This window comes from Methylophilus sp. 42, from assembly GCF_000384155.1.
Lineage (GTDB): Bacteria > Pseudomonadota > Gammaproteobacteria > Burkholderiales > Methylophilaceae > Methylophilus.
The window spans coordinates 33,796-56,149 of sequence record NZ_KB913031.1; the positions used below are offsets into that span (position 1 = coordinate 33,796).

The 22,354-nt window shown below is 48.8% G+C and carries 18 protein-coding genes; 2 read left to right on the forward strand and 16 right to left on the reverse strand.

What is annotated here, in order from left to right; all coding sequences use genetic code 11:
* Positions 1–22: 22 nt before the first annotated feature.
* On the forward strand, positions 23–1,381 hold the full coding sequence (locus tag MET42_RS0100160; RefSeq protein WP_019880633.1) for a PAS domain-containing protein: 1,359 nt from the start codon (positions 23–25) through the stop codon (positions 1,379–1,381).
* A 535-nt stretch (positions 1,382–1,916) separates the two neighbouring features.
* On the opposite strand, the gene MET42_RS0100165 is transcribed toward MET42_RS0100160, so the two are convergent.
* From MET42_RS0100165 to MET42_RS0100230, 14 genes are all read right to left on the reverse strand, one after another.
* Positions 1,917–2,177 (reverse strand): hypothetical protein, encoded by a 261-nt coding sequence (locus MET42_RS0100165; protein ID WP_232411189.1) that lies wholly within the window; start codon positions 2,175–2,177, stop codon positions 1,917–1,919.
* 48 nt (positions 2,178–2,225) lie between these two features.
* Entirely contained in the window at positions 2,226–3,266 is a 1,041-nt protein-coding gene (locus tag MET42_RS0100170) for a DUF3445 domain-containing protein (RefSeq protein WP_019880637.1), read from the reverse strand.
* Positions 3,267–3,310: 44 nt separating this feature from the next.
* Complete coding sequence (locus MET42_RS0100175; protein ID WP_019880638.1) at positions 3,311–4,264, reverse strand: PDR/VanB family oxidoreductase; 954 nt, start codon at positions 4,262–4,264, stop codon at positions 3,311–3,313.
* Positions 4,261–4,863 (reverse strand): dimethylamine monooxygenase subunit DmmA family protein, encoded by a 603-nt coding sequence (locus MET42_RS0100180; protein WP_029512265.1) that lies wholly within the window; start codon positions 4,861–4,863, stop codon positions 4,261–4,263. The genes MET42_RS0100175 and MET42_RS0100180 overlap by 4 nt, the downstream gene beginning before the upstream one ends.
* 418 nt (positions 4,864–5,281) lie before the next feature.
* A complete protein-coding gene (locus MET42_RS0100185; RefSeq protein ID WP_019880640.1) occupies positions 5,282–6,247 on the reverse strand; it encodes an electron transfer flavoprotein subunit alpha/FixB family protein in 966 nt (321 codons plus the stop codon).
* Between the two features lie 2 nt (positions 6,248–6,249).
* Positions 6,250–7,044, reverse strand: a complete 795-nt coding sequence (locus tag MET42_RS0100190; protein WP_019880641.1) for an electron transfer flavoprotein subunit beta/FixA family protein — start codon at positions 7,042–7,044, stop codon at positions 6,250–6,252.
* A gap of 16 nt (positions 7,045–7,060) precedes the next feature.
* The gene (locus tag MET42_RS0100195) at positions 7,061–8,473 is read right to left on the reverse strand and encodes a hypothetical protein (protein ID WP_232411191.1); all 1,413 of its coding nucleotides are present in this window, start codon (positions 8,471–8,473) and stop codon (positions 7,061–7,063) included.
* Positions 8,474–8,478: 5 nt separating this feature from the next.
* Positions 8,479–10,623: a heterodisulfide reductase-related iron-sulfur binding cluster gene (locus tag MET42_RS0100200; protein ID WP_019880645.1), complete on the reverse strand. Its 2,145-nt coding sequence runs from the start codon at positions 10,621–10,623 to the stop codon at positions 8,479–8,481.
* Between the two features lie 127 nt (positions 10,624–10,750).
* Complete coding sequence (locus MET42_RS0100205) at positions 10,751–12,943, reverse strand: FAD-dependent oxidoreductase (RefSeq protein ID WP_019880646.1); 2,193 nt, start codon at positions 12,941–12,943, stop codon at positions 10,751–10,753.
* Positions 12,944–13,118: 175 nt separating this feature from the next.
* Positions 13,119–14,816, reverse strand: a complete 1,698-nt coding sequence (locus tag MET42_RS0100210) for an APC family permease (protein WP_019880647.1) — start codon at positions 14,814–14,816, stop codon at positions 13,119–13,121.
* Positions 14,817–14,895: 79 nt separating this feature from the next.
* On the reverse strand, positions 14,896–16,080 hold the full coding sequence (gene ribBA, locus MET42_RS0100215) for a bifunctional 3,4-dihydroxy-2-butanone-4-phosphate synthase/GTP cyclohydrolase II (RefSeq protein ID WP_019880648.1): 1,185 nt from the start codon (positions 16,078–16,080) through the stop codon (positions 14,896–14,898).
* A gap of 10 nt (positions 16,081–16,090) precedes the next feature.
* Positions 16,091–16,888 (reverse strand): GTP cyclohydrolase FolE2, encoded by a 798-nt coding sequence (folE2, locus tag MET42_RS0100220; protein WP_019880649.1) that lies wholly within the window; start codon positions 16,886–16,888, stop codon positions 16,091–16,093.
* A gap of 354 nt (positions 16,889–17,242) precedes the next feature.
* The gene (locus tag MET42_RS0100225; protein ID WP_019880650.1) at positions 17,243–17,593 is read right to left on the reverse strand and encodes a cupin domain-containing protein; all 351 of its coding nucleotides are present in this window, start codon (positions 17,591–17,593) and stop codon (positions 17,243–17,245) included.
* Positions 17,594–17,865: 272 nt separating this feature from the next.
* Entirely contained in the window at positions 17,866–18,705 is an 840-nt protein-coding gene (locus MET42_RS0100230; RefSeq protein WP_232411193.1) for a TorF family putative porin, read from the reverse strand.
* 512 nt (positions 18,706–19,217) lie between these two features.
* Between MET42_RS0100230 and MET42_RS0100235 the strand changes: the two genes are divergently transcribed.
* Positions 19,218–20,228 (forward strand): helix-turn-helix domain-containing protein, encoded by a 1,011-nt coding sequence (locus tag MET42_RS0100235; protein WP_019880652.1) that lies wholly within the window; start codon positions 19,218–19,220, stop codon positions 20,226–20,228.
* Positions 20,229–20,391: 163 nt separating this feature from the next.
* Here the strand turns inward: MET42_RS0100235 and ssb are convergent, their stop codons facing one another.
* Together ssb and MET42_RS0100250 are read right to left on the reverse strand one after the other, a co-directional pair.
* Positions 20,392–20,925 (reverse strand): single-stranded DNA-binding protein, encoded by a 534-nt coding sequence (ssb, locus tag MET42_RS0100245; protein WP_019880653.1) that lies wholly within the window; start codon positions 20,923–20,925, stop codon positions 20,392–20,394.
* A gap of 7 nt (positions 20,926–20,932) precedes the next feature.
* Entirely contained in the window at positions 20,933–22,324 is a 1,392-nt protein-coding gene (locus tag MET42_RS0100250; RefSeq protein WP_019880654.1) for an MFS transporter, read from the reverse strand.
* Between the last annotated feature and the right edge of the window lie 30 nt (positions 22,325–22,354).

Sequence of the window (22,354 nt, forward strand, 5' to 3'; positions counted from 1 at the left end):
TGATGTAACTAGGCAGCAGCATATGAGCATCTTTATATTTTCAACGATGATTATCAGTATTATTTACCTAATCGTCCTGGGTGCATGGCACAGCATTGAAGGTCCTTTTTTAGCACACTTGGCTATTCTGGTGACAATTGCCATCGCGATCTTTTCAGCAGCGCTGGTTTTTATTGTTCAACCCCTGTTTACCAAAGCCAGCACCAATAAAAAAAGTGAGTCTACACAACAACTTTCCTGGTTAAGAGAAACCTCCAACGCCTTGTCTTCCCCCGCTGTGCTGCTGGATGGCCTGATTGTGAAATTTGCCAACACGCCCTTCCTGCGCACACTCGGTTTGGTCGGCCTCGAAGACCAGATCAAGGGCATGCCGTTCACCAACATCATTCATCCCGCCGACCACCAGATCTTTGCTGAACTCAATGCGGAAGCAGCCACCGGAAAGACCAAAAATGAATCTACCAATATTCGCCTGATTTCACTCGATGGATCGGCTATTCCTTCCAATGTCAGCCTCACCAAGATGCGTGAAGACAGGGATGCAAACCTCACTTTATTCCAATTTACACCGCTTTCTGCAGAACATACACTCAGCAGCCACTTTGACCCTCAATTTAACTATCATTTCATCATCGACAAACTCGAGCAGATTGTTTTCCAGCTCAACTTTGAAGGCAAAATTGTCTTTTTAAACCCCGCCTGGGAAAGCTTTCTTGAGTACGCGATCAAGGACAGCCTCAATAAAACCATTTCTGACTTTGCGCACCCTGAAGACAAGCTCATGGTGGAGTCCAGACTTGAATCCGTTGCCTACGGCAGAAAGCCAAGTTTCACCATCGACTTGCGTTTAATCTCCCTCCAGGGGGAGTCCAACTGGTTCCGTTTGAGAGCCAGATCCTCCTCAAATATTTCCGGCGAAAGAACCAGCGTTGTCGGCACCATTACCAATATTCAAGACATCAAGGATGCTGAAGCACAACACTCGGCAAACCGTCGTGCCGCCAACGCCCTGCTCAGCCATATCCCGGGGATGATTTACCGTTGCAGACATGACAGATCATGGACCTTCGAATATGTCAGCGAAGGCTGTATTGACATCACTGGCTACGATTCACTGGATTTACTGCACGACCCTAGTCTTACCTATAACCTGATTATTCACCCGACGGATAGAGCGGCGGTTTGGAAGTTGATTAATCAGCAAATCGCCGAAGATGAAACCTTCAATATTGTCTACAGGATCATTACCCGCAAGGGCGAAACAAAACTGGTGCAAGAAGTTGGGCGTGGCGTATTTTCAAGCACCGGCGAGCTGTTGGCACTGGAAGGATTCATCACCGCGGTACCTGACAAACAACACCACGTTTCCACACTATCCTGACCATACAACGTCCTTATACAGAGACCAGGCCTGATCGATACGAAGACCTGCCTGCTGGATCTGCGGCCAGCTAAATCCGCACGATCTCCCTTGCAAACCCACCACAACGTGGCAGCTAACCTAATTTAAGCTAATCACTAGCACACTAGCCCTTAGCTTAAGTCATGCTCGCGTTCGTGTAACCATTAAAGCTAAACGTGCCGGAGGGATTTGGGAGGCAATGAACATTGCCTCCCTGGCAAGCCCATTCTCGTTTGTACTGTCACTTGAGAGAGGTAAAGTACAGTGAACTTGTGCTTTTATTTTCAGGCTTAAGCAGGCGGGGGACAATTCCCATTTAGGATTACTCCCTTAGGAGTATTTACATGCAGAACGTAAGATGGGCCTGACTATTTTTAAAAGCAAGACCGCTTAGAAAGACGATGAATCTACAGAACATCCGTCAGCGACATCTGACGAATGCCTGAGATGCTGGAGTTACCTGGCGGATGACAACGGCACGGGAGCAGCCTGTTGATGTCTGCAAAGCTCAACGCTAGAAGCTGCGTTTGGCGAGTGCGTGTAATTTGAAGGCTTTTTGCGACTGGAGATCGCTCCCCCTGAAGGTCGCATCTTGCCATGCCGTGTCTGCTGCAGCGCTTGTACGCTTGGGCTGTTGATAAGGCCGCTTACTCAAGTTCTGCATCTGCGTGGAATACATCGCAGATTTCACATAGACAGCATCAGTAGCATTTGTAGATTGCATCCCACCCAAAACCATGATTGATGTTGCGATAAAAACATGTACTTTCATCATTTTTTTCCTATGTCGTTGATATGGCGTGACGAACACCCGTCTTGTCATTTATTCCGGATGTGACCCGTACTCCAATACTTCGCCATCATCAAACTGTGCAAGCCAGTCAATCACATAGCGGTGATAACTCGTCATCCCCTTGTATTCAATCAAGTCTGGATGCAGGTCTTTTTGCACGCGGTGCAGACGCTTAGCCCATCGTGGATAGGTAGTGATATCTTTCAGGCTCATGAGGTAACACCTCACGCCAAATACAATCGCATTGCTACGCGGCAACCTGAACAGGCTCTGCAACTCAACGCGCAGGTTCACCAGCTCACCGACCGTCTCGTTATTGACCTTATTGCGGTCTATCGCCCATAGCGGGTAATTCTCTGGAGAAGTATCCAGCCGTGGATTCACGGTCATGGTCCAGTTCAGTCTACGCACGGGATTCCCCACTTGCAGATTCAACAGGTATTTCAGGGCTCTATCCAACACGCCCAGCTCAGTCACCTTGGGCACTGGGCCATGCCATTCCTGCCATGACATGCCGGTATTAAATGCCAATGACCAGTCAGCCTGACTGGTTACAATGCCTGCATCTGAATACAGGGTGCCATCCCGCTGATCCAGCAAGACAAAATCACCTTGCATTTGACGCCCCATGTATTCGAATGGCTCTGAGGGCAGCGTGCTGGCATCACCAAAAGTGAAGGTATCCATGATGTCTAAAGGGCGATTTTCCCAGGTCCAGACGTTACCATTTTTGGTGAGCGTGAAATACTCAGGATAATCATTGGCCATGGAGGTCATCGCGAGTTCGAGAAAGTCCCACTGCGCATCCATCATGTGCGGCAAGGCACTGTAACGGCCAGGGTCTTGTTCCAGTGTGATGATCTTGTCCAGGCACTCGGACACATAATGCTCATCCACATCAAATGTGAACTCATACACGGATCCCTGCGCACCTTTGGTATGTGGCTCGATATTGACCGAATACATATAATGATCTTCGGCAAAAGGGAAAGGGAAACGCTTGATGGCTCCAGGGGAATTTTTGTAACTATAGTCATCCCGGAATGACTCATCATTGAAATTTAATTGCATGTTTATCGCCTTAATTCGAATAAGAAATGAATGGTGTGCAGGGCTTATAAATCCAATACCAAGCGTTTACCTTTGGTACGCGAAACGCATGGCATGATGCTTCTACAGGACACTTTTTCCGAGTCAGACAAATAGTGATCATGATGCTCGATACCACCATCCGTTTCGAGGACCGTGAGCTCACAGCGACCGCAAACGCCCCCACGGCAGAGCGAATCCGCTTTGACACCCGCCGCTTCAATCGCCTCCAGCATGCTCATTTCCGCGGGCACCTGAATTTCGATATCAGACTTGGCCAGTTGCACCTTGAACGGTTCGCCTACAGGCGGCGAGGAGAACTCTTCGTTATGAATATTGTTCTCAGGCCAACCCAGGTTTCTGGCAGTCTCCAGCACAGCAACCACCATGGGAGACGGACCACACACATAGACATGAGAGCCCAGTGGCTGCTGGCTTAACAGCGCATTCAGGTCAATACGCTCGCCTTGACTGTCGGCATAGCAATGCAAGTGGCCCTCACACATTTCTTCCAGTTCATTGACAAAAGCGGCCTGCTCATAAGCGCGAAATGCGTAATGCAGTTCATAGTCTGCACCTACCCTTTTGAGGTCTTCTATTTGAGACATGAAGGGGGTAATGCCGATGCCACCTGCGATCAGGATATGCTTATGCGCCAGCTTGGACAGTGAAAAAAGATTCACCGGGTGTGTGATCTTCAGGCGCATGCCGACATGCACATGCTCGTGCATAAACAAGGAGCCGCCACGTGAGCTTTCCTGGCGCCGCACAGAAATATGATAAGCCTGGGTATCTGTAGGCGACCCCATCAGGGAATAGGGATTCCTGTATGTTCTCCCCTCTGCATCCATCGTCACCACGATATGGCTGCCACCTGAAAATGAGGGCAGCTCAGAACCATCTTCATGCACCAGGGTAAAGTGCTTAATTAACGGTGTCACGGCCTCAATGGCAGCGACTTTTACATTGATTGTACTCATGGATAAATCTCCTCAATCGCAGGCAACTCCCCTGGAGACTCTGCATCAACCATCAAGCCCATATACGCGCCCAGATTTCTTGAAAAATGGTCACGCACAAACAGCATGCGCTCACAGCCACAACAGGCAGTAATATTGGTTGTGACATACTTGGAAATGGTTTTGCAGTGCACACAGTACACACTGCGGGCCAGGGTATCGGCCTGCTCTTTCATGATTTCCATTTCCTGGATACCAAACGGTTTAGCCGCCGCGACCACATCCCAGATAAACCCTTCTGAACCGGCCACATAGATTCGCAAGCCCATTTGCGCATCGCGCAGTTCAAGCTGAAACTGCGTCAACAAGGCGTCGTCAAATTTATGTATATGCAGACCTTCGGGCACAACCATCTTTAAGGTGTCTGAATAATCCGCGTCCATCTGCCCATACTTTCCATACAGTACTTTGACCGGTTGTGTCGGGTGCATTTGCTGAAACAACTTGAGAACTGCCATACCGCCTATGCCAGTGGCAAGCACCAGGTGTGAAGTCGCCTTCTCATGCCACTTTAAAGATGTATAGACAGGTTTACTTTTAATCCAATACCCACGTTCCATATTTATCTCTTCAATTAACCATACGCTGAGCACCGCGCCAGAGCCAACCATCGTGAATGTGGCATCTGAGATATCCGCAGCACCTTTGCAGCAAGACTAAAGCAAGCAGGTGTTGGCGAAAATTATCTTGAAGTTGTACTCCCAAAGGGGTAGCCATTTTTGAAGGATTGATGGCAAAAAAGAAGGGCACTTATATGTGCCCCTGTGAAGGATGGTTGAACGATCCCTGCCGTATGAAATGCAGCCTAAATGCAAACCAATACTGACGAAAAAGCATCGTGACATGTAAAGAGTAAGCTCATTGTGCACACTTGCAAATGATCATGAAGTTGTACTTCCAAAGAGGTATTTCCTCATGATGCAGATAAAAAAAGGGCACTAAAAAGTGCCCCAAAGTCAGACCACTCAAAAAAACTCACTATGCTGCAAGCTGGGCTTTCAGTTCTTCTTCTATGTCAAAAATATCAGCCACAATGCCATATTTGGCGATGGTAAAGATTGAAGCACCCGGGTCGGTATTCACCGCAATAATCGTAGGGACATGCTTCATGCCAGCCATATGCTGGATGGAACCTGAAATGCCCATAGCGACGTAAAGCTTGCATGACCCAACCACCTTGCCTGATTGACCCACCTGCCTGGATTTAGGTAACCAGCCAGCATCCGCAATCGGGCGTGAGCAGCAAAGGGTTGCGCCGGCTTCGTCTGCCAACTCGCGGAATTGCTCCACGTTCGTTTCTTCGCCAATCCCGCGGCCAATCGACATGATGAAATCAACGGTGGTGATATCAATATCATTACCGCCGCCGACTTCTACGTAGTCTTTGTTTTGACTACGTGACTGCACTGACGGTGCATCCATATGAGACACGGCTGGACTACGTGCCCCATCCAATGGCTTGAATACGCTAGGGCGGATCGTCAGTACTACGGTTGACTTACCTGGGAAATCAACTTCAACATTAACCTTCTGGTTGTAGCCACCACGGGTGGCAACAAGTTCATCCCCTTGATACTCCACAATATACACATCCGTGGCAAATCCATAACCGGCCTTACTTGCCAAAGAGGAGGCATACCCCAGCGAATCCACAGAGTGCGGCAGCAATACGACTGACGGATTGTGAGCCGCAATCAATGCAGAGACGGAGGCTTCAAATACATCTGGATCGAAATCAGCCGATGGTCCTTTGACAACTACAAGCTCATCTACCCCATTGACCGATAATGCAGGTACAAAAGCGTCTGCCTGGCTACCAATCACGGCCACCACGACTTGATCATCAGCACTTTTCTTCAGGCCATTTGCGGCGCCGATCAACTCCAATGAGACGGGACGTAAATCGTTACGGCGATGTTCTGCAATCACCAATATTTTACTCATGACTATGCTCCTTTGAATTCATTAATGATTTGAATGATTTTTGCCGCCTGCTCAGAAATAGTGCCTTCAATCATGGTGGCACGGCCTTTTTCCGGGATGTACATGCGACGTACGCGTGACATGGATTGGGCAGCACCAACATCATTTGCAGAAAGTCCAATGTCAGCCAGGGAGACTTCCTCAATCGGCTTGGTCGCGGCTTGCTTGATACCACGCAGCGACGCATAGCGCGGCTTGTTAATGCCAAGCTGGATGGTCAGCACTGCCGGGCAATTGATTTCAACTTCTTGCAGCATGCCGCCTTCAAGTTCACGACGGATGACGGCTTTGTTGTCACCTGGCTTGTATTGCAAGTCTGCAACAACTGCCGCATGTGGCCAATTCAGATAAGAGGCGACTGAAATACCGGTAGAGGCATACGCCTGGTCAGAAGACTGCACCCCTGCAAACACCATATCCGGCGCTTCTTTCTTGATCACTTCAGTCAAAATGCGGCCAACCACGATGGCGTCAGAACCCTCTGCAGCGTCATCCCAAACTCTGACCGCACGGTCCGCACCCTTGGCCAGGCACTTGCGCAGACTTTCATCTACACGATCCGGACCCACAGACACCACGACCACCTCAACCTCGGTATCGCTAGACTCTTTGATCTTCATCGCCTCTTCTAGTGAGAAGTCATCCCACTCATTCAGGTCATACATCATGAAATCTTCATCGACGTCCAAACCGTCGTCTCGAATTTCAAAGTCTTCTTCCAGTGCTGCGGTCTGTTTTACTGCCACTAATATCTTCATACTTTCGTCTCCTTCATTACTTCGTTACTAGAAATGTATCGGGCATTTTCAGGCAGATATTTGCTGCCCACCGATATACCGAAAACCTGACCTGGAAGTCTGGATCATCCCGCAGACTCCACTTGTCCTGTGCTTGCAAATGAGGGTTGTGTACGAGCAACACGCGGTGCAAGTAGTAAGGGTCCTCAAGTAAGGGCAGCAAGGTATTGCGTGTTGCTGACTTATTTAAAATCACCCCTCTTCTCACATCCGTGTCACTCGAACCGACCAACGCCTTCAAAATACTTTGTGGCGTATTGGGGTTGTTTGCCACGCCACTTAATACATCCACATCCTTGTCATCCGCCAGCTTCATCAGGATTCTTTGTGATGCATTGACCTGGTAGGCCACCCCGGACCGCACCCAAGCACTTGTGTCCTCCGCGAGCATATTGAGCAAATGCACCGTACTCATTGAGTTACGTGCTACGGCCCGCCTGACATCTGCGACTGCATCCACAGCAAGCCGGTACAACACATCCAGTGATGTGGTCGGGCTGCGCGCAATTCTCTGCCTGACCCAGATGTCATCATCTCTGGACAAGGCCTCAATGTGCTCTTCCGACAAATCAATACGCGAAGCCACTTCACGCCTGACCAACTCACATTTATCCTTAATCAAGTGACGAAAGAGGGCGACCGGCGTTAACGCGTTAGCCGCAACGCCCGCCCTCACGCCTGCATCCTCACAGGCTGCATAACGTTGCAGGCTCTCTTTACTCACCCGGCGATTCCTGGCCAGCACGCGCATCATCAACACTTCTTCACTGGCCGCAGCTTTCGCAATCAACCAAGCCGGGCAATTGGCATGTCCGAGGATGGCTGCCTGTGTATACACCTCCGATGCATCAAATATCCTTGTCAGCAACTCAGCAGAGGCCGATGCGTTCTGGGCAATATTTTTGTGGATGGCCACTGCGATATCACTCCCAGAGGCACGCTCCGACAACTCCGCCAGCACCTTGGCATTCGCTGCGGGGTTTTTACTCAACGCCAACAAGCATTCACTATCGTTGGCGTGGAGTGCGATCCTTCTTAAAACCTCCGTCCCACTGTTTAAGTGTTGCGCGATGAGCTTGGTGAGTCCGGCCTTGTCCTTGCTGCGCGCCTCTTCGTACAGGCCGGATAGCACGCTGGATGACGTTCCAGGGTTTTTATCCAGCCGCAGTTCAATCGCCTCATCGTGAACGCCTGCTAATGCGGTGAGTACCGATGCCGGTGTATGCTCCCAGCGGGCAATGGCTAACGCCGTTCGCCTTGTGCCGCAAATCAGCGCTTCTAATTCGAGCTTTGTGATCCCTGTTGCCAGCTCATGCACAGCAGCGGCAACATATGGGTCTCTCGATTTAATCGATAACTGCACCAGCGCATCAGCACTCCCAAACATCATGCATCTCACTCTGAGGTTGAAATAACCTCGGCCACACCGGTGATGTCGACAACGTCGTACTCAATACACTCATCAATCAGCTCAATCAGCTCTCGCACCACAAACTGACCTTCAAAGCCTGATGTTTTAAGGGCATCCTCGAACATCGTCAGATCTTTAGGGCATGACACGATGAACACGTCCAGGCCCTCAATCTGTCCAGCTTCACGCATACGGTTTGCTGAGGGTTTCTCAATACCTACCGGATCCGGAATCCAGATACGGCCGCCGCCAGCACCACAACAGAATGAGTTATCGCGGTTACGGCCCATCTCCACCAGTTCGCAGCCCAACAGCTTGATCACATCGCGAGGCGCGTCATAGCCTTTGTTATAGCGGCCTAAGTGGCATGGATCGTGGAAAGTCACACGGTAATCGAGCTTTTTCTTCAGTGTGATCTGGCCAGATTCAATCAACTGTTTCACCAAGGTGGTGTAGTGATTGATTTCAAACTCACCGCCAAAGTCCGGATACTCATTACGGATGGTGTTGAACGAGTGCGGATCAGTGGTGACAATCGACTTGAAATCACATGACTGCAGCGTGCCGATGTTCGAAGTCGCCAGGTGTTCGTACAAACCTTCTTCACCCACACGGCGGATGTCGTTGCCTGCATTCATTTCGGCTTCAAACAACAAACCAAAATTGATACCGGCTTTATTCAACAGTTTTGCAAATGATCTTGTGACTTTCTGGTTACGTGGATCAAATGACGCATAGTCACCTACAAACCAGAGAATATCGACAGGCTCAGCCCTGGCATCCTTGATTTCAAATGGCAGGTCTTTGGCCCAGGCTGCGCGCTTGCGCTTTGACTCACCAAAAGAGTTGCCTGTTTTATGAATGGTTTGTAATGTTTTCTCGAGGATAGGCTCCATCTCGCCAGCTTCCACCAGATTGCGACGCATTTGCACGATGATAGGCACATGCTCAACGGCAACCGGGCAAATCTCGACACACGCCAGGCATGTACGGCATGACCAGAGTGTTTCCTGCATAACCTGGCCAGGGGACTTACCATGGATATCCAGTTCAGCCTCAGCCGGCAGATCCTTGGCATTCAAAGTCTTATTCGCGAATTCACGCAGAGACAGAATCACGTCACGTGGTGACAGTGGTGCCCCTACGGCATTGGCAGGGCACGCCTCCTGACAGCGACCGCACTTGGTACAAGCATCCAGGTGCAACAGGTTTTTCCAGGTTAAATCGGTAATGGTTTTATAACCGGCATTCGCCTGTTCAACCGGAATGATGGGCAATCTTCTGCCCACCAGCGGACTCTTGAACATCAAAGAGGCAGCGGCGGTGAAGATGTGCTTGATTTTGGTGTAGGGAATACACGCAATAAACGTCAGTGACAGCAAGCCATGGAACCACCACAGGTATGGGCGGAATGCGCCCGCACCTTCTGCAGTCATGCCCAGCCCCGTCATCATATGCGCAAGGATGGCACCTACCGGTGACCAGAAACGATGATCCCAGACCGAAGGGGTTTCACTGAGCCAGACCAGACGTGTCGCTTCGAGAATAAAGCCGGTGACTCCAATCAGGATGAATGACCACAGGAAAGCCCAGTCTTCGCGACGGTAGCCGCTACGATCATAGTCCGGATCGCCGATTTGCCTGTCCACACGCTTGTAATCAAGCTTGGGCAAATGCATCCACTTACGGCGATACATCATGTAAAGCAGACCCGCGATCACGGCGAAACCGGCGACATCCAGCACTAAAGAAAACAGTAGGTAAAAGTTACCGTACCAGAATCTCACACCGAATAACGGCTCAAGAATGTCGTACTCTAAAGTGATAGTGGCAGTACCGATGAAGAGTAAAACAAAACCAAAGAAAATCAGGCCATGCGCACGGCCCGCTTTTTTGTCACGACGTACCAAAGTACGATGTGAGGCCATGGTCTTAACCATGTCCCAAAAGCGTTTGAAGATTTGGTTCCAAGATTCATCTGGCTTACCGCGGCGATATTTACGCACCTGTACATAACAGCCGTGAATAAAGATCGCAATCGCAAGATAACCAAATGCATAGAATAGATAGATTGCCTTCGGGTCAAAGTCCTGGAAGAGTATTCGAGTGATTTGTGTAGGATCTGTCATTGTTATCACCTGTTTCTGAATGAATGAGTTCCATTAGCCCATGGGCAACTTGTAACTTGTATGTCGGGATTAATGCGTTGAAGTAAGGTCGGCGAGCTTGTGCTGCCGACCTTACACTCATCAGGCGTTAAACTTTGTACTCAATCTTGAAATTACCACCTGGCATATGCGGCGTGCCCCATGCGATGGTTTCACGCTTGTATGGGATGGCAATTTGTGGGTTTGCTTCTTCAATTTCACGGGCCACGCGGTGACCCGTAAATGTTGCATCAGCAATCAAACGAGGCGCTTCAGCATCACCAATCAGGTAGATACCTTTAATGTCGTTCTCAGCCCACTCAGATTCACGCGCTTTTAGCTCATTCCAAAGCGTGCACTCTGAATGACGGCCTGTCACCAGCACCAGGGAATCAAACTCAATCCAACGATGCGAGGTATTGGCATCACGAGGAGAAACGCCTGGGCCACGGTAAGTACGCTTGGAACCATCACCCCAGATGTTGTAAATTTCCATACGGCCCGGTTCGATGCGTGAGCAGAAGTGATCGCCCAGCTCCTCAACATGCAGTTCGTGCAAACGACGCATCATGTTTGGATATTCCAGCGTGAAGTGCATGTAGTTAGCCAGGTGCACGCCAGAAACGATGGTTACTTCGTGACCTGCTGTCGCCAGCTTCTCAGCCAGGCTAGGAGCCATGAAATAAGTATCCGCATTCAGGATCACAACGCGCTTACCAATTTTCTTCTTGCCTTCCATGACTTGCTCTGGTGTCAGTTGATCTGGCAAGGAAGCATCTGCCCCGGGAATTGGGTCATGCGTCAGGCAGTTGGTACCATCGGTATTCCAGCGCGCACCGGTAGCGATGATGACTTTGTCAGCACCATATTGCAGCACGTCGTCAGCCGTCATTGGTTTTTGACCCAATGCCAATTGGCTTTCTTTATTCTTCTTCAGCAACTTGGTGATTTGTGTTTCACGATAGTCACGGTGATAGCTCCACTCACCCAAACCTGGCAGCGCTGCCACCTGGTTCAAGTGACCACCGATTTTCTCTGCGGTATCGGTCAAGTGCACGGTATAGCCACTTTCCATCAACACGCGGGCGGCTTCAGAACCGGATGGACCAGCACCCACGATCAATACAGAATCTTTGTTCTTAGTTTGACGGAATTTCTCTGGATGCCAACCACGACGGTACTCTTCACCTGCTGTCGCATTCTGCGTACAAATCATTGGAGGACCACCGATTTCCCAGCGGGAAATACACACATTACAACCGATACACACACGGATATCGTCATAACGACCCTGCTCAACCTTTTGTGGCAAGAATGGATCAGCAATCGAAGGGCGTGCGCAACCAATAATGTCGGCATAACCTTTGGTGACGATTTCGATCATTTTTTCAGGATCAGTATAGCGACCAACGCCTAGTACAGGCTTTTTGGAAACCTGCTTGACCAGCTTGACCCAAGGGATGGTATGACCTTGTTGGTAGAAACGTGAAGGTCCTGCATCTTCACCCCACTCAGCAATATCGCCAATCGTGATATCCCACATATCGACCAGTGAGTCAGCCATTTCAACAAATTTCTGGCCATCCACTTCAGCTTCGATTTGACCTGGGCCATACACAGTATCCACGCCAAAGCGTGTCGCAATGGCACAATCCGAACCCACGGCATGCTTCACTTTTTCCAGTGTTTCCAGCCAAAAACGCGCACGGTTCTCCAATGACCCACCGTATTTATCGGTACGTTTGTTGTAGTAAGGATTCAAGAATTGCAGTGGCAAATAAGAGTGCGCACCGTATACGTAGACAATGTCAAAACCCGCGTCACGGGAACGCTTGGCTGCATCAACGTAGAACTGCTGTACCTGGGCGATATCGCTCAAATCCATTTCTTTACAGTAGGACAGCGTTTCGAACTCTGAAGCATATTGGCTAGGGCCACGTGGGGTCGCGCGTGACTCCATGTTAGGTGCGTGTGCACCGCCGTACCATAACTCGACCCCGGCCAACGCACCGTACTTATGCACTTCGTCGGTCATGGCTTTCAAGTTGCGCACATCGCCTTCGTCCCAGATACGTGCGGACAAACGATGCGTATCATCAGACTCAGGGTTAATAGAACAATATTCAGTGTTTAGAGCAGCCCAACCACCTTCAGCTTTAACCGAACGGTGTGCAGATTGAAAGCCAGGCTTATCGGATCCAGCACCGATACAATGCGGTACTTGGTAAAAGCGATTGCGTAATGTTTTGGGGCCAATTTGTATTGGCTCAAACAAAATGTCATGTTTAGGATCGCGTGCCATTTTATAAGTGTCTCCTTGAAATTTATGGGATCAAACTATGTGTCATTTTCATAGTGATACCCAGGAGAGACAATTACACTCATGGCTTACTACTTAGGTGTTACTCAGTAGCGCTTGACTTTTAAGCATGCAATGCTGGTGAAAATATTGCTTTAAACTTTGCGCATCAGAGGGGTTAAAGTTGATCGGTATACCAGACCACAAGAATGGCAACGGCAATGGTGACGTAAGGCAGGTGCTCGAAGAGTTTTGTATATCTTGGCCGATTCACTTGTACCTGCATGTCGCTTAGCAACTGCGTCGGGAATACGCCTTTATCTTCAAAATAATGGCGGTAAATGAATAAGGGCACGATGAGGGAAGAAAAGAAGAGCCCAGTCCTTAACGTGCCCTCGCCCCAAATTTCCGTACCCATCCCCATGATGACCAAGTTGAGGTAGCCAAGCAGCACGCCTGCGCCCATCAAGATATTTGGTGTTTTATAAGGCCGCTCCCAATGCGGCCTGTCCATGCGATGGATCCAGCCGGCATTCAACACCAGAAAATGATAGATGATATACGCCACGTTGGAAGCCGCTAGCACAAACACATAATCCGACATCATGAGCAGGATGAGGTTATAGGAAAGGTCTGTCCACATCGCCCTGGTCGGCGAACCATTCTCATTGACCACAGATAAATACTTGGGCAACAAACCATCCACTGAGGCTTGGTAAAGTGTTCTGGCCGAACCTGACATGGTGGTCATAATCGCCAGAAGCAAGGTGATGATGAGCATCACCACCATGATATTGGCGATGATTGCGCCGCCACCGACAATCGAAGCCAGCGCACTGGCCACCCCATTCCCCTTATAAATATTGGCAGCGAGCATGCCGTCGTACATGGCCGGTGACTTCACTTCCCCTGCATCCCCGATCACAGCAGGCACCACCAACTCCCCTAGCCCCAAGTGACTTTGAAACGCAATCGGCACCAAGGTAAACACGGCCATACAGAGCAATGCGGAATAGACAATCGCCTTGAAGGTATCCGCCTTGGGATCCTTAAACTCACGCGTGTAGCACAACGCCGTTTCAAACCCATAAGTGGACCATGCTGCTACAAATAATCCGCCAGCCATCAGCTTCCAGCCATCCAGATTCCAGTCGCCATCTATGACATTGCCGTCCATGTCGTATGCTAATGGCGTGAGCGGAAAGAAATGTTCGCTGGCCAGGTCGCCAGTGACAAAAGGCACCAGTCCAATCAACAACAATGGGATGAGCGCCACTAACCCCAACACCATGGTGGTGCTGACTGAGCGTAAAATACCACCGTGCTGCACGGCGAACACCAGCAATAGAAAGGTGGCGCCCAGAATGAAGGTTGCATTGATTCTCAGGCTGAGGCCCGCCTTGATCGTACTTAAATCCAGCAACGTGATTTGCCAGGTATTGATCAGCGAGTTTGCATCAAACAGGATGCTTAACGAGTAGCCTGCGGCTAAACCTGAGCCAATCGCCAGTACCGGCGACCAGGCGGCCCAGTTACACCATACATTCAATGTAGCAATAAACTTGCTGTAGCGTATCCAGGCAACCGCACTATGGATGGACAACCCGCCAGACTTATGTGGGAACAGTCCGGCAATCTCCGCATAAGTAAAAGCCTGGATAAAACCAAAGCTAATCGAGACCATCCACACCAGCCAGGCCGGCTTACCGACGGTTGCCGCGACAGCGCCTAGGGTGAATAAGACCAGCCCCGGCACCCCGCTTGCAATCCAAAAGGCGCCCTTCCAGCCAATGCCTCTATGCAAACCAGTTTTGGCTGCTGGTGCCTGACTGGCGAGATCAGCCGCTACGGAATGATCAGAAGAGGATAAAGTCACGGTGAGGGGCCCAATAGGCGATGCTGGCGATCAGAACCATCTGCGTTTTTTGGTTTATTTAGCGTGTGAAAAACTCAAATCATACCGCTTTCTGCCAACTGTCCCTAGTCACGAAATCGGTAACACTTAAACCAAAGCCAGACATACTGGGCATTTTGCGCGGCTCAGCCATCAAGTGCATATTCAAAACTCCCAAATCTCTAAGTATTTGTGCACCAATCCCATAATCTTTGAGCGTATGCTGGTTGTTTGATGGATAAGCCGCTGAGTGAATTGCATTGATAACATCTCCATTTTTCTCTTCACGCCTTAACATCACAATCACCCCTTCGCCGACCTGACTGATTTTGCGCATCGCATCAGGCAAGCTCCAGCTATGGTGCTTGCTACTCGCGTCCAATACGTCCAGCACAGACAAGGGCTCATGCACTCTGACTAATATACTTTTCTCTTTATTCATCGTGCCTTTCACCAAGGCCAAATGCAGTTCATTCGCCAATGACTCTTGATACGCAATAAGCTGAAAGGGGCCATAAGGGGTTTCAATGAGCCGCTCGGCGACACGCGATACCAGGCATTCTGTTTGGCTTCTGTAACTAATCAAGTCTGCGATCGTGCCAACCTTCAGGTCAAATTGCGCCGCAAACTCCAAAAGATCAGGTAAACGTGCCATTTCGCCATTATCTTTGAGGATTTCACAAATCACGGCAGAGGGGTCCAGATTTGCCAGCCTGGCGATGTCACATCCAGCTTCAGTATGACCTGCGCGTACCAACACCCCTCCACTCTCGGCAATGAGTGGGAAGACATGCCCGGGGCTCACAATATCCAATGGTTTTGCATGTGCCTGTACAGCGGTTTTAATCGTGTGCGCCCTATCAGCCGCTGAAATACCCGTGGAAACCCCTGCTGCGGCCTCAATAGAGGCCGTGAAGTTGGTGCCCATTTTTGTGCCATTACGGGACACCATCGGGCTGAGGTTGAGCTGTCGCCCACGTTCAGGTGAAATCGTTAAGCAAATCAAACCACGCCCATGCTTAGACATGAAGTTAATCGCCGCCGGAGTCACATGCTCAGCCGCCATCACCAAGTCGCCTTCATTTTCCCTATCTTCATCATCCAGCAGGACAACCATGCGACCGGCCCGGATCTCTTCGATAATCTCAGTAATGGGACTAATGAGCTTTCTGGTTTTTTTATAAGTGACAGAGGCCTTGACTGATGTAGTCTGGTTTAACAAAGCACTTTCTACCGGAATATTCATGATTGCCCTCCTACAGGTCCTGGCTCGTAATACAGGCGTACGCCGAATGATTGTGAATAGACTCAAAGTTTTCACACTCAACAACAAAACTCTTGATACGGGCTTCCTTGTAAAAGGCCGTGGCAATATCCCGCACCATGTCTTCGACAAACTTAGGGTTGTCGTAGGCGAACTCCGTCACATATTTCTCGTCAGGTCGTTTTAACAACCCATACAGTTCAGAAGACGCCTGCATTTCTACTAAACGGATGACATCTTCGACCCACATCAATGTATTGAAAGACACCGTCACCGTCACATGGGAGCGTTGATTGTGGGCACCATAGGCAGATATCTTTTTTGAGCAAGGGCAGAGGCTAGTTACTGGGATCAGTATCTTGACTTTGACGTCATGCCCGGCCTCTGAAATCTCACCGATAAAGGTAACATCGTAATCAAGCAGACTTTTGACGCCAGAGACGGGTGCAGCCTTATTCACAAAGTAGGGAAACGCCATTTCAATATAGCCAGTTTTAGCTTCTAGCCTGAGAGCCGTTTCATGTAGAAGCATGTAAAAACTCTCTAGCGAGATTTCACGCTCAATATGATTAAGAATCTCGATGAAACGGGACATGTGCGTCCCCTTAAAGTGTTGCGGCAATTGCACATACATATTCAACAGTGCAATCGTTCCTTGGGCATCACCAGACTTATCTTTAACTTTAACCGGATGACGAATCGCCTTAATACCAACTTTATCGATCGCTAACTGACGACCATCAGCAAGGTTTTGAACATCTTCTATGGGTAATGGGAGTGGTGAATTCAAAATAATGCTCTTTTCTCAATCAAGTGATTGTCAGTGACGAGGTCTTCATTGCTCTCATAACCATTCCTGTACACCCTCAAAAAAATGGGGAGGCCAACTGGCATTAGCCTCCCCTCATAGTGCAAGTTCAACTCGGATGTGAGGGGAAATCAGGTTATTTCTGAACTTGAGATTGAATTTTCAAACTTGTGAGCAACCATGACAATTGTCATTAAGGATTACTCCGTAAGGATTACTTAAGTCTTATACGTCAGGATTGATTAGGCGGGATAAAAAGAGTGAGCAGAAACGAAACATTCCACGTAATAGGCCATTACGTGGAATGTGGATCAGGAGGTGAAACTTGAAGCGTTATTACAGAGGCGCACGTTGGCCAGTGAAGAAACCAACCGCTTTATCCGGTGTGCTGAAAGTCACATTGCTGCCTGCTGGGAAATACAATACATCACCCACGGTTGCAGTCACTTTTTGACCTGTGTCATCAGAAATGATGAAAGTGCCTGCCACTACGATTTTCATTTCTTCGTAATCATATGAGTAGCTTAATTCATTACCGGCATGCAGGTGGAAGAAACCAGCACAGATGGTTTTGTCTTTATCTTGAGAGACGAATGTATCGCCCAGGAAAGCTGGTACATTCGGCACATTCATTGAAGGCTGGTCATCTTTAATAGCCTGTTTTTTAAATTGAAACGGTTTACTCATTACAGTTCTCCTTTGGGGTTACTTGAAAAGTGTTTGTATTAAATCGCTTTCAAAATGAACCGACAATTACACCTAAGGGGTACTCTCAAAGAAGCATAAGCAAGAACGTGCTGTTGAATCGAACAGGATGGCTTTGACCGGCACGTAAATAGAGAGCAAGGATGGACGGCATGACCTGAGTCAAGCCAGCCAGACGAAAAAAGGCCTCCTGCTGATGAGAAAAAGCGCAGGAGGCCAGGGAAAAACCGTATGAATGAAGATTGCGTTAGCGCTTAGAACGTATGCTTTATGTAGCCATAAAACCTGCTTTTATCAAGGTCGTCACCCGATGCATCGACATACCAGCCTTTTTTGGTAATAGAGTGGATGTAGCTAACACCGGCATTCCACCCCTTCGAGCCGGCAAATTCGAATGCGCGACTAATCCCGACTGACATATCCGTGTAGTTGCCAACGCTGTAATTTTCAACCACCTGATGTCCGATGTGAATATTATAGTTGGTATCCGTGGTGGGGACTTTGCCGGTGTAATTGACATCAATGTAGTTTGTTCCTCTGGAGCTACCATGCCCGACAGGCTTTCCTCGGTAGGTGGTTGTGCCAAGAGAATTGGTGTTATACCCGAACCAGTCCGTCAATGCCTGGTAGTACTTCACATTCAAGCCTTTGTAGTCGACCTTTAGAATCATCTCGACCACGTCGGAATTTTCACCTGTAAACGTATAACCTTGGGGATAGGTAAAATTGAAGATCTCGCCAGTGATCGCAAGGTCTTCTGTAATGGCTTTTCTATACCCAACGTAATAATCTGTCTCATAGGTGTTGCCGTAAACCGCATCTCTATGCACAGTCCCGTAACCAAACCCGGCATAAAATCCACTGTCATGCGAATAATCGATGCTCGCATAAAACTGACCGTGTTTTGCGAATGACAAGCCCCTGAACAAGTAATCACTATACGCACCCGCCGTCATCGACCAGTGGTGTGGCGAACTCTTTGCCCCACTTTGCTCTTCGTTATCACGCTGCACGGCCTCTTCAGCCAGTGCTACAGAACTTCCTCCAAACGCCAGGAAGAAGCTACAGACTATGATTCCTTTACTCTTTTCCATGTACTCCCTTTCAAATCGCATATCATATTTTTAATAATTACTTATTACTGACCGATGCCTAAAAGGTGAGGCTATTCGCCAAGATTGATTATTTGAACTACGTTGAATACTTTTATTTTTTGAACTTGTACTCACTTCATCTTTTATTGAATATCCTCAACAACTCCTGGTCGCCATCAGCAAATAAATAGTGCAATGATGCAATTCAACAATAGCGAGGTTATTTTTTTAAATATAGAAAGAACTGGCATGCAGTTGCATTTAGAACTACCGCGATGACTGTGATGCCACTTTTTACTACCACCTGCCGGTTTTTACCATTCCCACTAAGTCTTAATACCTTTGAAGTATTGCCGGGGTGTATTTTTCGAGATAAGTTAACCCTCCTACATAGATCAAGACACTGAGCCTCCTGATAAGAACAAAAATGCTAACCTGCTGAATTTATGAATAAAATCAGAGAGAAGCAAGGCTCACGCAGATGACGGATGTTGTAAATTAGGAGCAGAAACATGGGGAATTGTGACTTTCTTGAACACACTGATAACGTTGCCAGTACAGGCTTCCATTTAATTAATCGTGAGTCTTCTGATGTGATTGAACAAGCAGAGGCTTTGCCTTTCTGGTCACAGGATTACACGCAGCTTGGAAAAGGTGTTTTCTCAGGATCAATCAAGAGCATTCACCACAGCGGCATCCAGATTTTTAGCGAGAGGATGAACCGTGCAGTCGATCAAATCGCCAGCGCGCCCGAAGACTGCTTTGTCATAGGGTTGCCAACCCTGGTTGAGGGGGACTCCACTTGGGGGCTACTACCTGTTAAGCCACGTTCTTTAATCACATTGGGGAAAAACACTGAGCTGTATTTCAGAACCTCTGCCAACTCTGAAATCATCGCCGCGGTGATTCCAATCAGCAGAATGCAGGCGTTCGCGCAGAAAATTGAATGGTCAGGATTTGAGGATGCAATCGGCACCATCAAACCCGTAGAAATGCTACACAACGAAGCCTCTGGTCTATTATTGAAGACTCTCATGTATGGGCTTCACTCCGTCTATGAGAACGCCAACAAAGTGCACTTAAATGAAAGCTGGACAAATTATGAAGAGGATTTACTAGCCTCCTCCATGCATGCCCTAATGCTAGCCAGCAGAAATGTCCACCCGTTCTATTTTGATCACAAAATTCCGAGATATATCGTCAATCGCGTCCGGCATCTCACCATATCCAGAGATGGCTTTCCATTAAGCATAGATGAAATATGCGACCATTTGCGTATCAAGCGTAGAACGCTGAACTCAGCATTTGCGCGCGCATTGGGCATTACGCCATTAACATATATGCGTAACCTCAAACTCCACAAAGTACGGATGGATTTAATCACCTACCCAAGTGAGAAAGTGAGTATCTGCGAAACGGCCGCAAGATGGGGGTTTGTTCATATGAGCCTTTTCTCAAAATACTATAAAGATCTTTTTGGAGAGTACCCTACGCAGACATTACAGCGAGTGAGATCAAACTAGGTTTCTACAAAGTTAGTGGCGATTCATATGGCTGAGCCAATTTTGGATGAGCCCAAATCACATCCTATTCTTTATAAACATTTTTTCGATGCCAAAAATAAAAAAGCCCTGTAAAAACAGGGCCCTATCTAATTTAAATCAACAATATTTATTATGGTGTCGATCAGAATGGGATATCGTCATCAAAATCGTCAAAATTACCGGCTGGCTTACTCGCTGGGGCAGGCTGGAATGCATTACGGTTACCACCGCCCGCATTATTACCGCCACCCATAGCTGGCTGACGCGCAGGCGCCTGGTTGTAATCGTCCATGCCGCTACCGCCCTGCTCCATATCGCCGCCTTCATAAGGCGCGCTACCACCTTCGCGGCCAGTACCCAGCATTTGCATCTGGTCAGCCACGATTTCGGTGCTGTAACGGGTGACGCCATCTTTTTCCCATTTGCGGGTTTGCAAACGGCCTTCGACATACACCGGGCGGCCTTTTTTCAGGTATTCACCGGCGATTTCAGCCAAACGGCGATACATGACAATGTTGTGCCATTCAGTTTTTTCCTGGCGTACGCCGGATTTGTCTTTCCAGTTTTCGGTGGTGGCGATGCTGAAGTTAGCCACGGCCTCGCCGTTTGGCATATAGCGCACTTCCGGGTCACGCCCCAGATTACCCATCAAAATCACTTTATTGACTGATGCCATGGTGTCACTACTCCCCTATTCTATTCATGATTGCTTGCGACAATGCCGCCTGAAATTCTTTGCTGCGCTGATTTTCCAATTTTACCATGAGCATGGTTTCTGAAGGAATGGCGACCACTTCATACACGCCTTCCATGGCACGGATATCCTGCACCAGGATGGCGGCTTGTTCGTCATTATACCCTTGTATATGAAACATTTTTGTTTTGACACTGGGTGGTGCCTGCATGCCAAGCGCCAGACCAAACCAGATCACCATCAAGGCAGCACAGAAGACAAATACGGTGGGGCTGCCATAGCTGTGTGATAACCAGCCGCCTAGCGCTGCGCCCAAAAACATGCCGAATGATTGCGCGGTATTGTGGATCCCCATCGCCGTGCCTTTGGCCGCCACCGGCGCCATTTTTGAAATCAGCGACGGCAAAGAGGCTTCGAGCACATTAAATGCAACAAAGTATGAGAACAGCGTCGCCACAATGCCCCATAAGCTATTCAGGCTGAACATAAAAGCGATTTGCGTCAGCAACATGAGGCCAACTGCACTGATAAACACCGGTTTCAGTTTGGCTTTTTTCTCGGCATAAATAATGGCAGGCACCATGAGGATAAATGACAGCACCAACACCGGCAGGTAGATTTTCCAATGGGTATTTTCATTCATGCCTGTGCTGTGCTTAATGGCAAACGGCACCACCATAAACATGGCCATTTGTGCGCCATGCAGGCAAAAAGTGCCAAAGTTCAGGCGCAATAATTGGGTGTCACGCAGTACTTCACGAATCTTGGCCGGTGCGGCCTGCGCATCGGAGTGAAAGTGCGCATGCAAGGGCTCTGGCACAGCAAACTTCACTACGGCAATGGCTAAAATAGATAACACGGCGGTTAACCAGAAAATGCCCGACACCCCTATCCATTGATTCAAAATCGGCCCCGCCACCAACGACACGGCAAACGTGACGCCGATAGTGGCGCCTATCATGGCCATGGCTTGTGTGCGGTGCTCTTCACGTGTGGAGTCTGCCACCAGCGCGGTGACCACGGCAGAAATCGCGCCCGCGCCCTGAATCGCACGGCCGACAATCACCATGTAAATATCTTGCGCGGTGGCGGCAAACACACTGCCCACCGCAAACATGATCAAGCCCAGGTAAATCAGCTTTTTGCGGCCAAAACGGTCAGATGCCATGCCAAATGGCAACTGAAAAATCACCTGCATAAAGCCATAGGCGCCAAGTGCCAGGCCGATGAGTGCGTGGTTATCCCCGCCCTGCAAAGTTTCAGCATAAATCGCAAAAATAGGCAGGATCAAAAACATGCCCAACATACGCAGCCCGTAGATAGACGCCAAGGCCGCAGTGGCACGCGTTTCTATTCGGGTCATTTTTTCGGAGAACTGCATGAATCTGTAAGAAAACTTGGCTTAATTTTG

Excerpts from the sequence above, each read along its gene's own strand:
- MET42_RS0100160 (WP_019880633.1), top strand. The coding sequence starts at position 23 with ATGAGCATCTTTATATTTTCAACGATGATTATCAGTATTATTTACCTA.
- MET42_RS0100165 (WP_232411189.1), bottom strand. The coding sequence starts at position 2,177 with ATGATGAAAGTACATGTTTTTATCGCAACATCAATCATGGTTTTGGGT.
- MET42_RS0100185 (WP_019880640.1), bottom strand. The coding sequence starts at position 6,247 with ATGAGTAAAATATTGGTGATTGCAGAACATCGCCGTAACGATTTACGT.
- MET42_RS0100235 (WP_019880652.1), top strand. The coding sequence starts at position 19,218 with ATGGGGAATTGTGACTTTCTTGAACACACTGATAACGTTGCCAGTACA.
- MET42_RS0100195 (WP_232411191.1), bottom strand. The coding sequence starts at position 8,473 with ATGATGTTTGGGAGTGCTGATGCGCTGGTGCAGTTATCGATTAAATCG.
- MET42_RS0100170 (WP_019880637.1), bottom strand. The coding sequence starts at position 3,266 with ATGCAATTAAATTTCAATGATGAGTCATTCCGGGATGACTATAGTTAC.
- ssb (WP_019880653.1), bottom strand. The coding sequence starts at position 20,925 with ATGGCATCAGTCAATAAAGTGATTTTGATGGGTAATCTGGGGCGTGAC.
- MET42_RS0100200 (WP_019880645.1), bottom strand. The coding sequence starts at position 10,623 with ATGACAGATCCTACACAAATCACTCGAATACTCTTCCAGGACTTTGAC.
- MET42_RS0100190 (WP_019880641.1), bottom strand. The coding sequence starts at position 7,044 with ATGAAGATATTAGTGGCAGTAAAACAGACCGCAGCACTGGAAGAAGAC.
- MET42_RS0100180 (WP_029512265.1), bottom strand. The coding sequence starts at position 4,863 with ATGGAACGTGGGTATTGGATTAAAAGTAAACCTGTCTATACATCTTTA.
- MET42_RS0100205 (WP_019880646.1), bottom strand. The coding sequence starts at position 12,943 with ATGGCACGCGATCCTAAACATGACATTTTGTTTGAGCCAATACAAATT.
- MET42_RS0100225 (WP_019880650.1), bottom strand. The coding sequence starts at position 17,593 with ATGAGTAAACCGTTTCAATTTAAAAAACAGGCTATTAAAGATGACCAG.
- MET42_RS0100250 (WP_019880654.1), bottom strand. The coding sequence starts at position 22,324 with ATGCAGTTCTCCGAAAAAATGACCCGAATAGAAACGCGTGCCACTGCG.
- MET42_RS0100175 (WP_019880638.1), bottom strand. The coding sequence starts at position 4,264 with ATGAGTACAATCAATGTAAAAGTCGCTGCCATTGAGGCCGTGACACCG.
- MET42_RS0100230 (WP_232411193.1), bottom strand. The coding sequence starts at position 18,705 with ATGGAAAAGAGTAAAGGAATCATAGTCTGTAGCTTCTTCCTGGCGTTT.
- ribBA (WP_019880648.1), bottom strand. The coding sequence starts at position 16,080 with ATGAATATTCCGGTAGAAAGTGCTTTGTTAAACCAGACTACATCAGTC.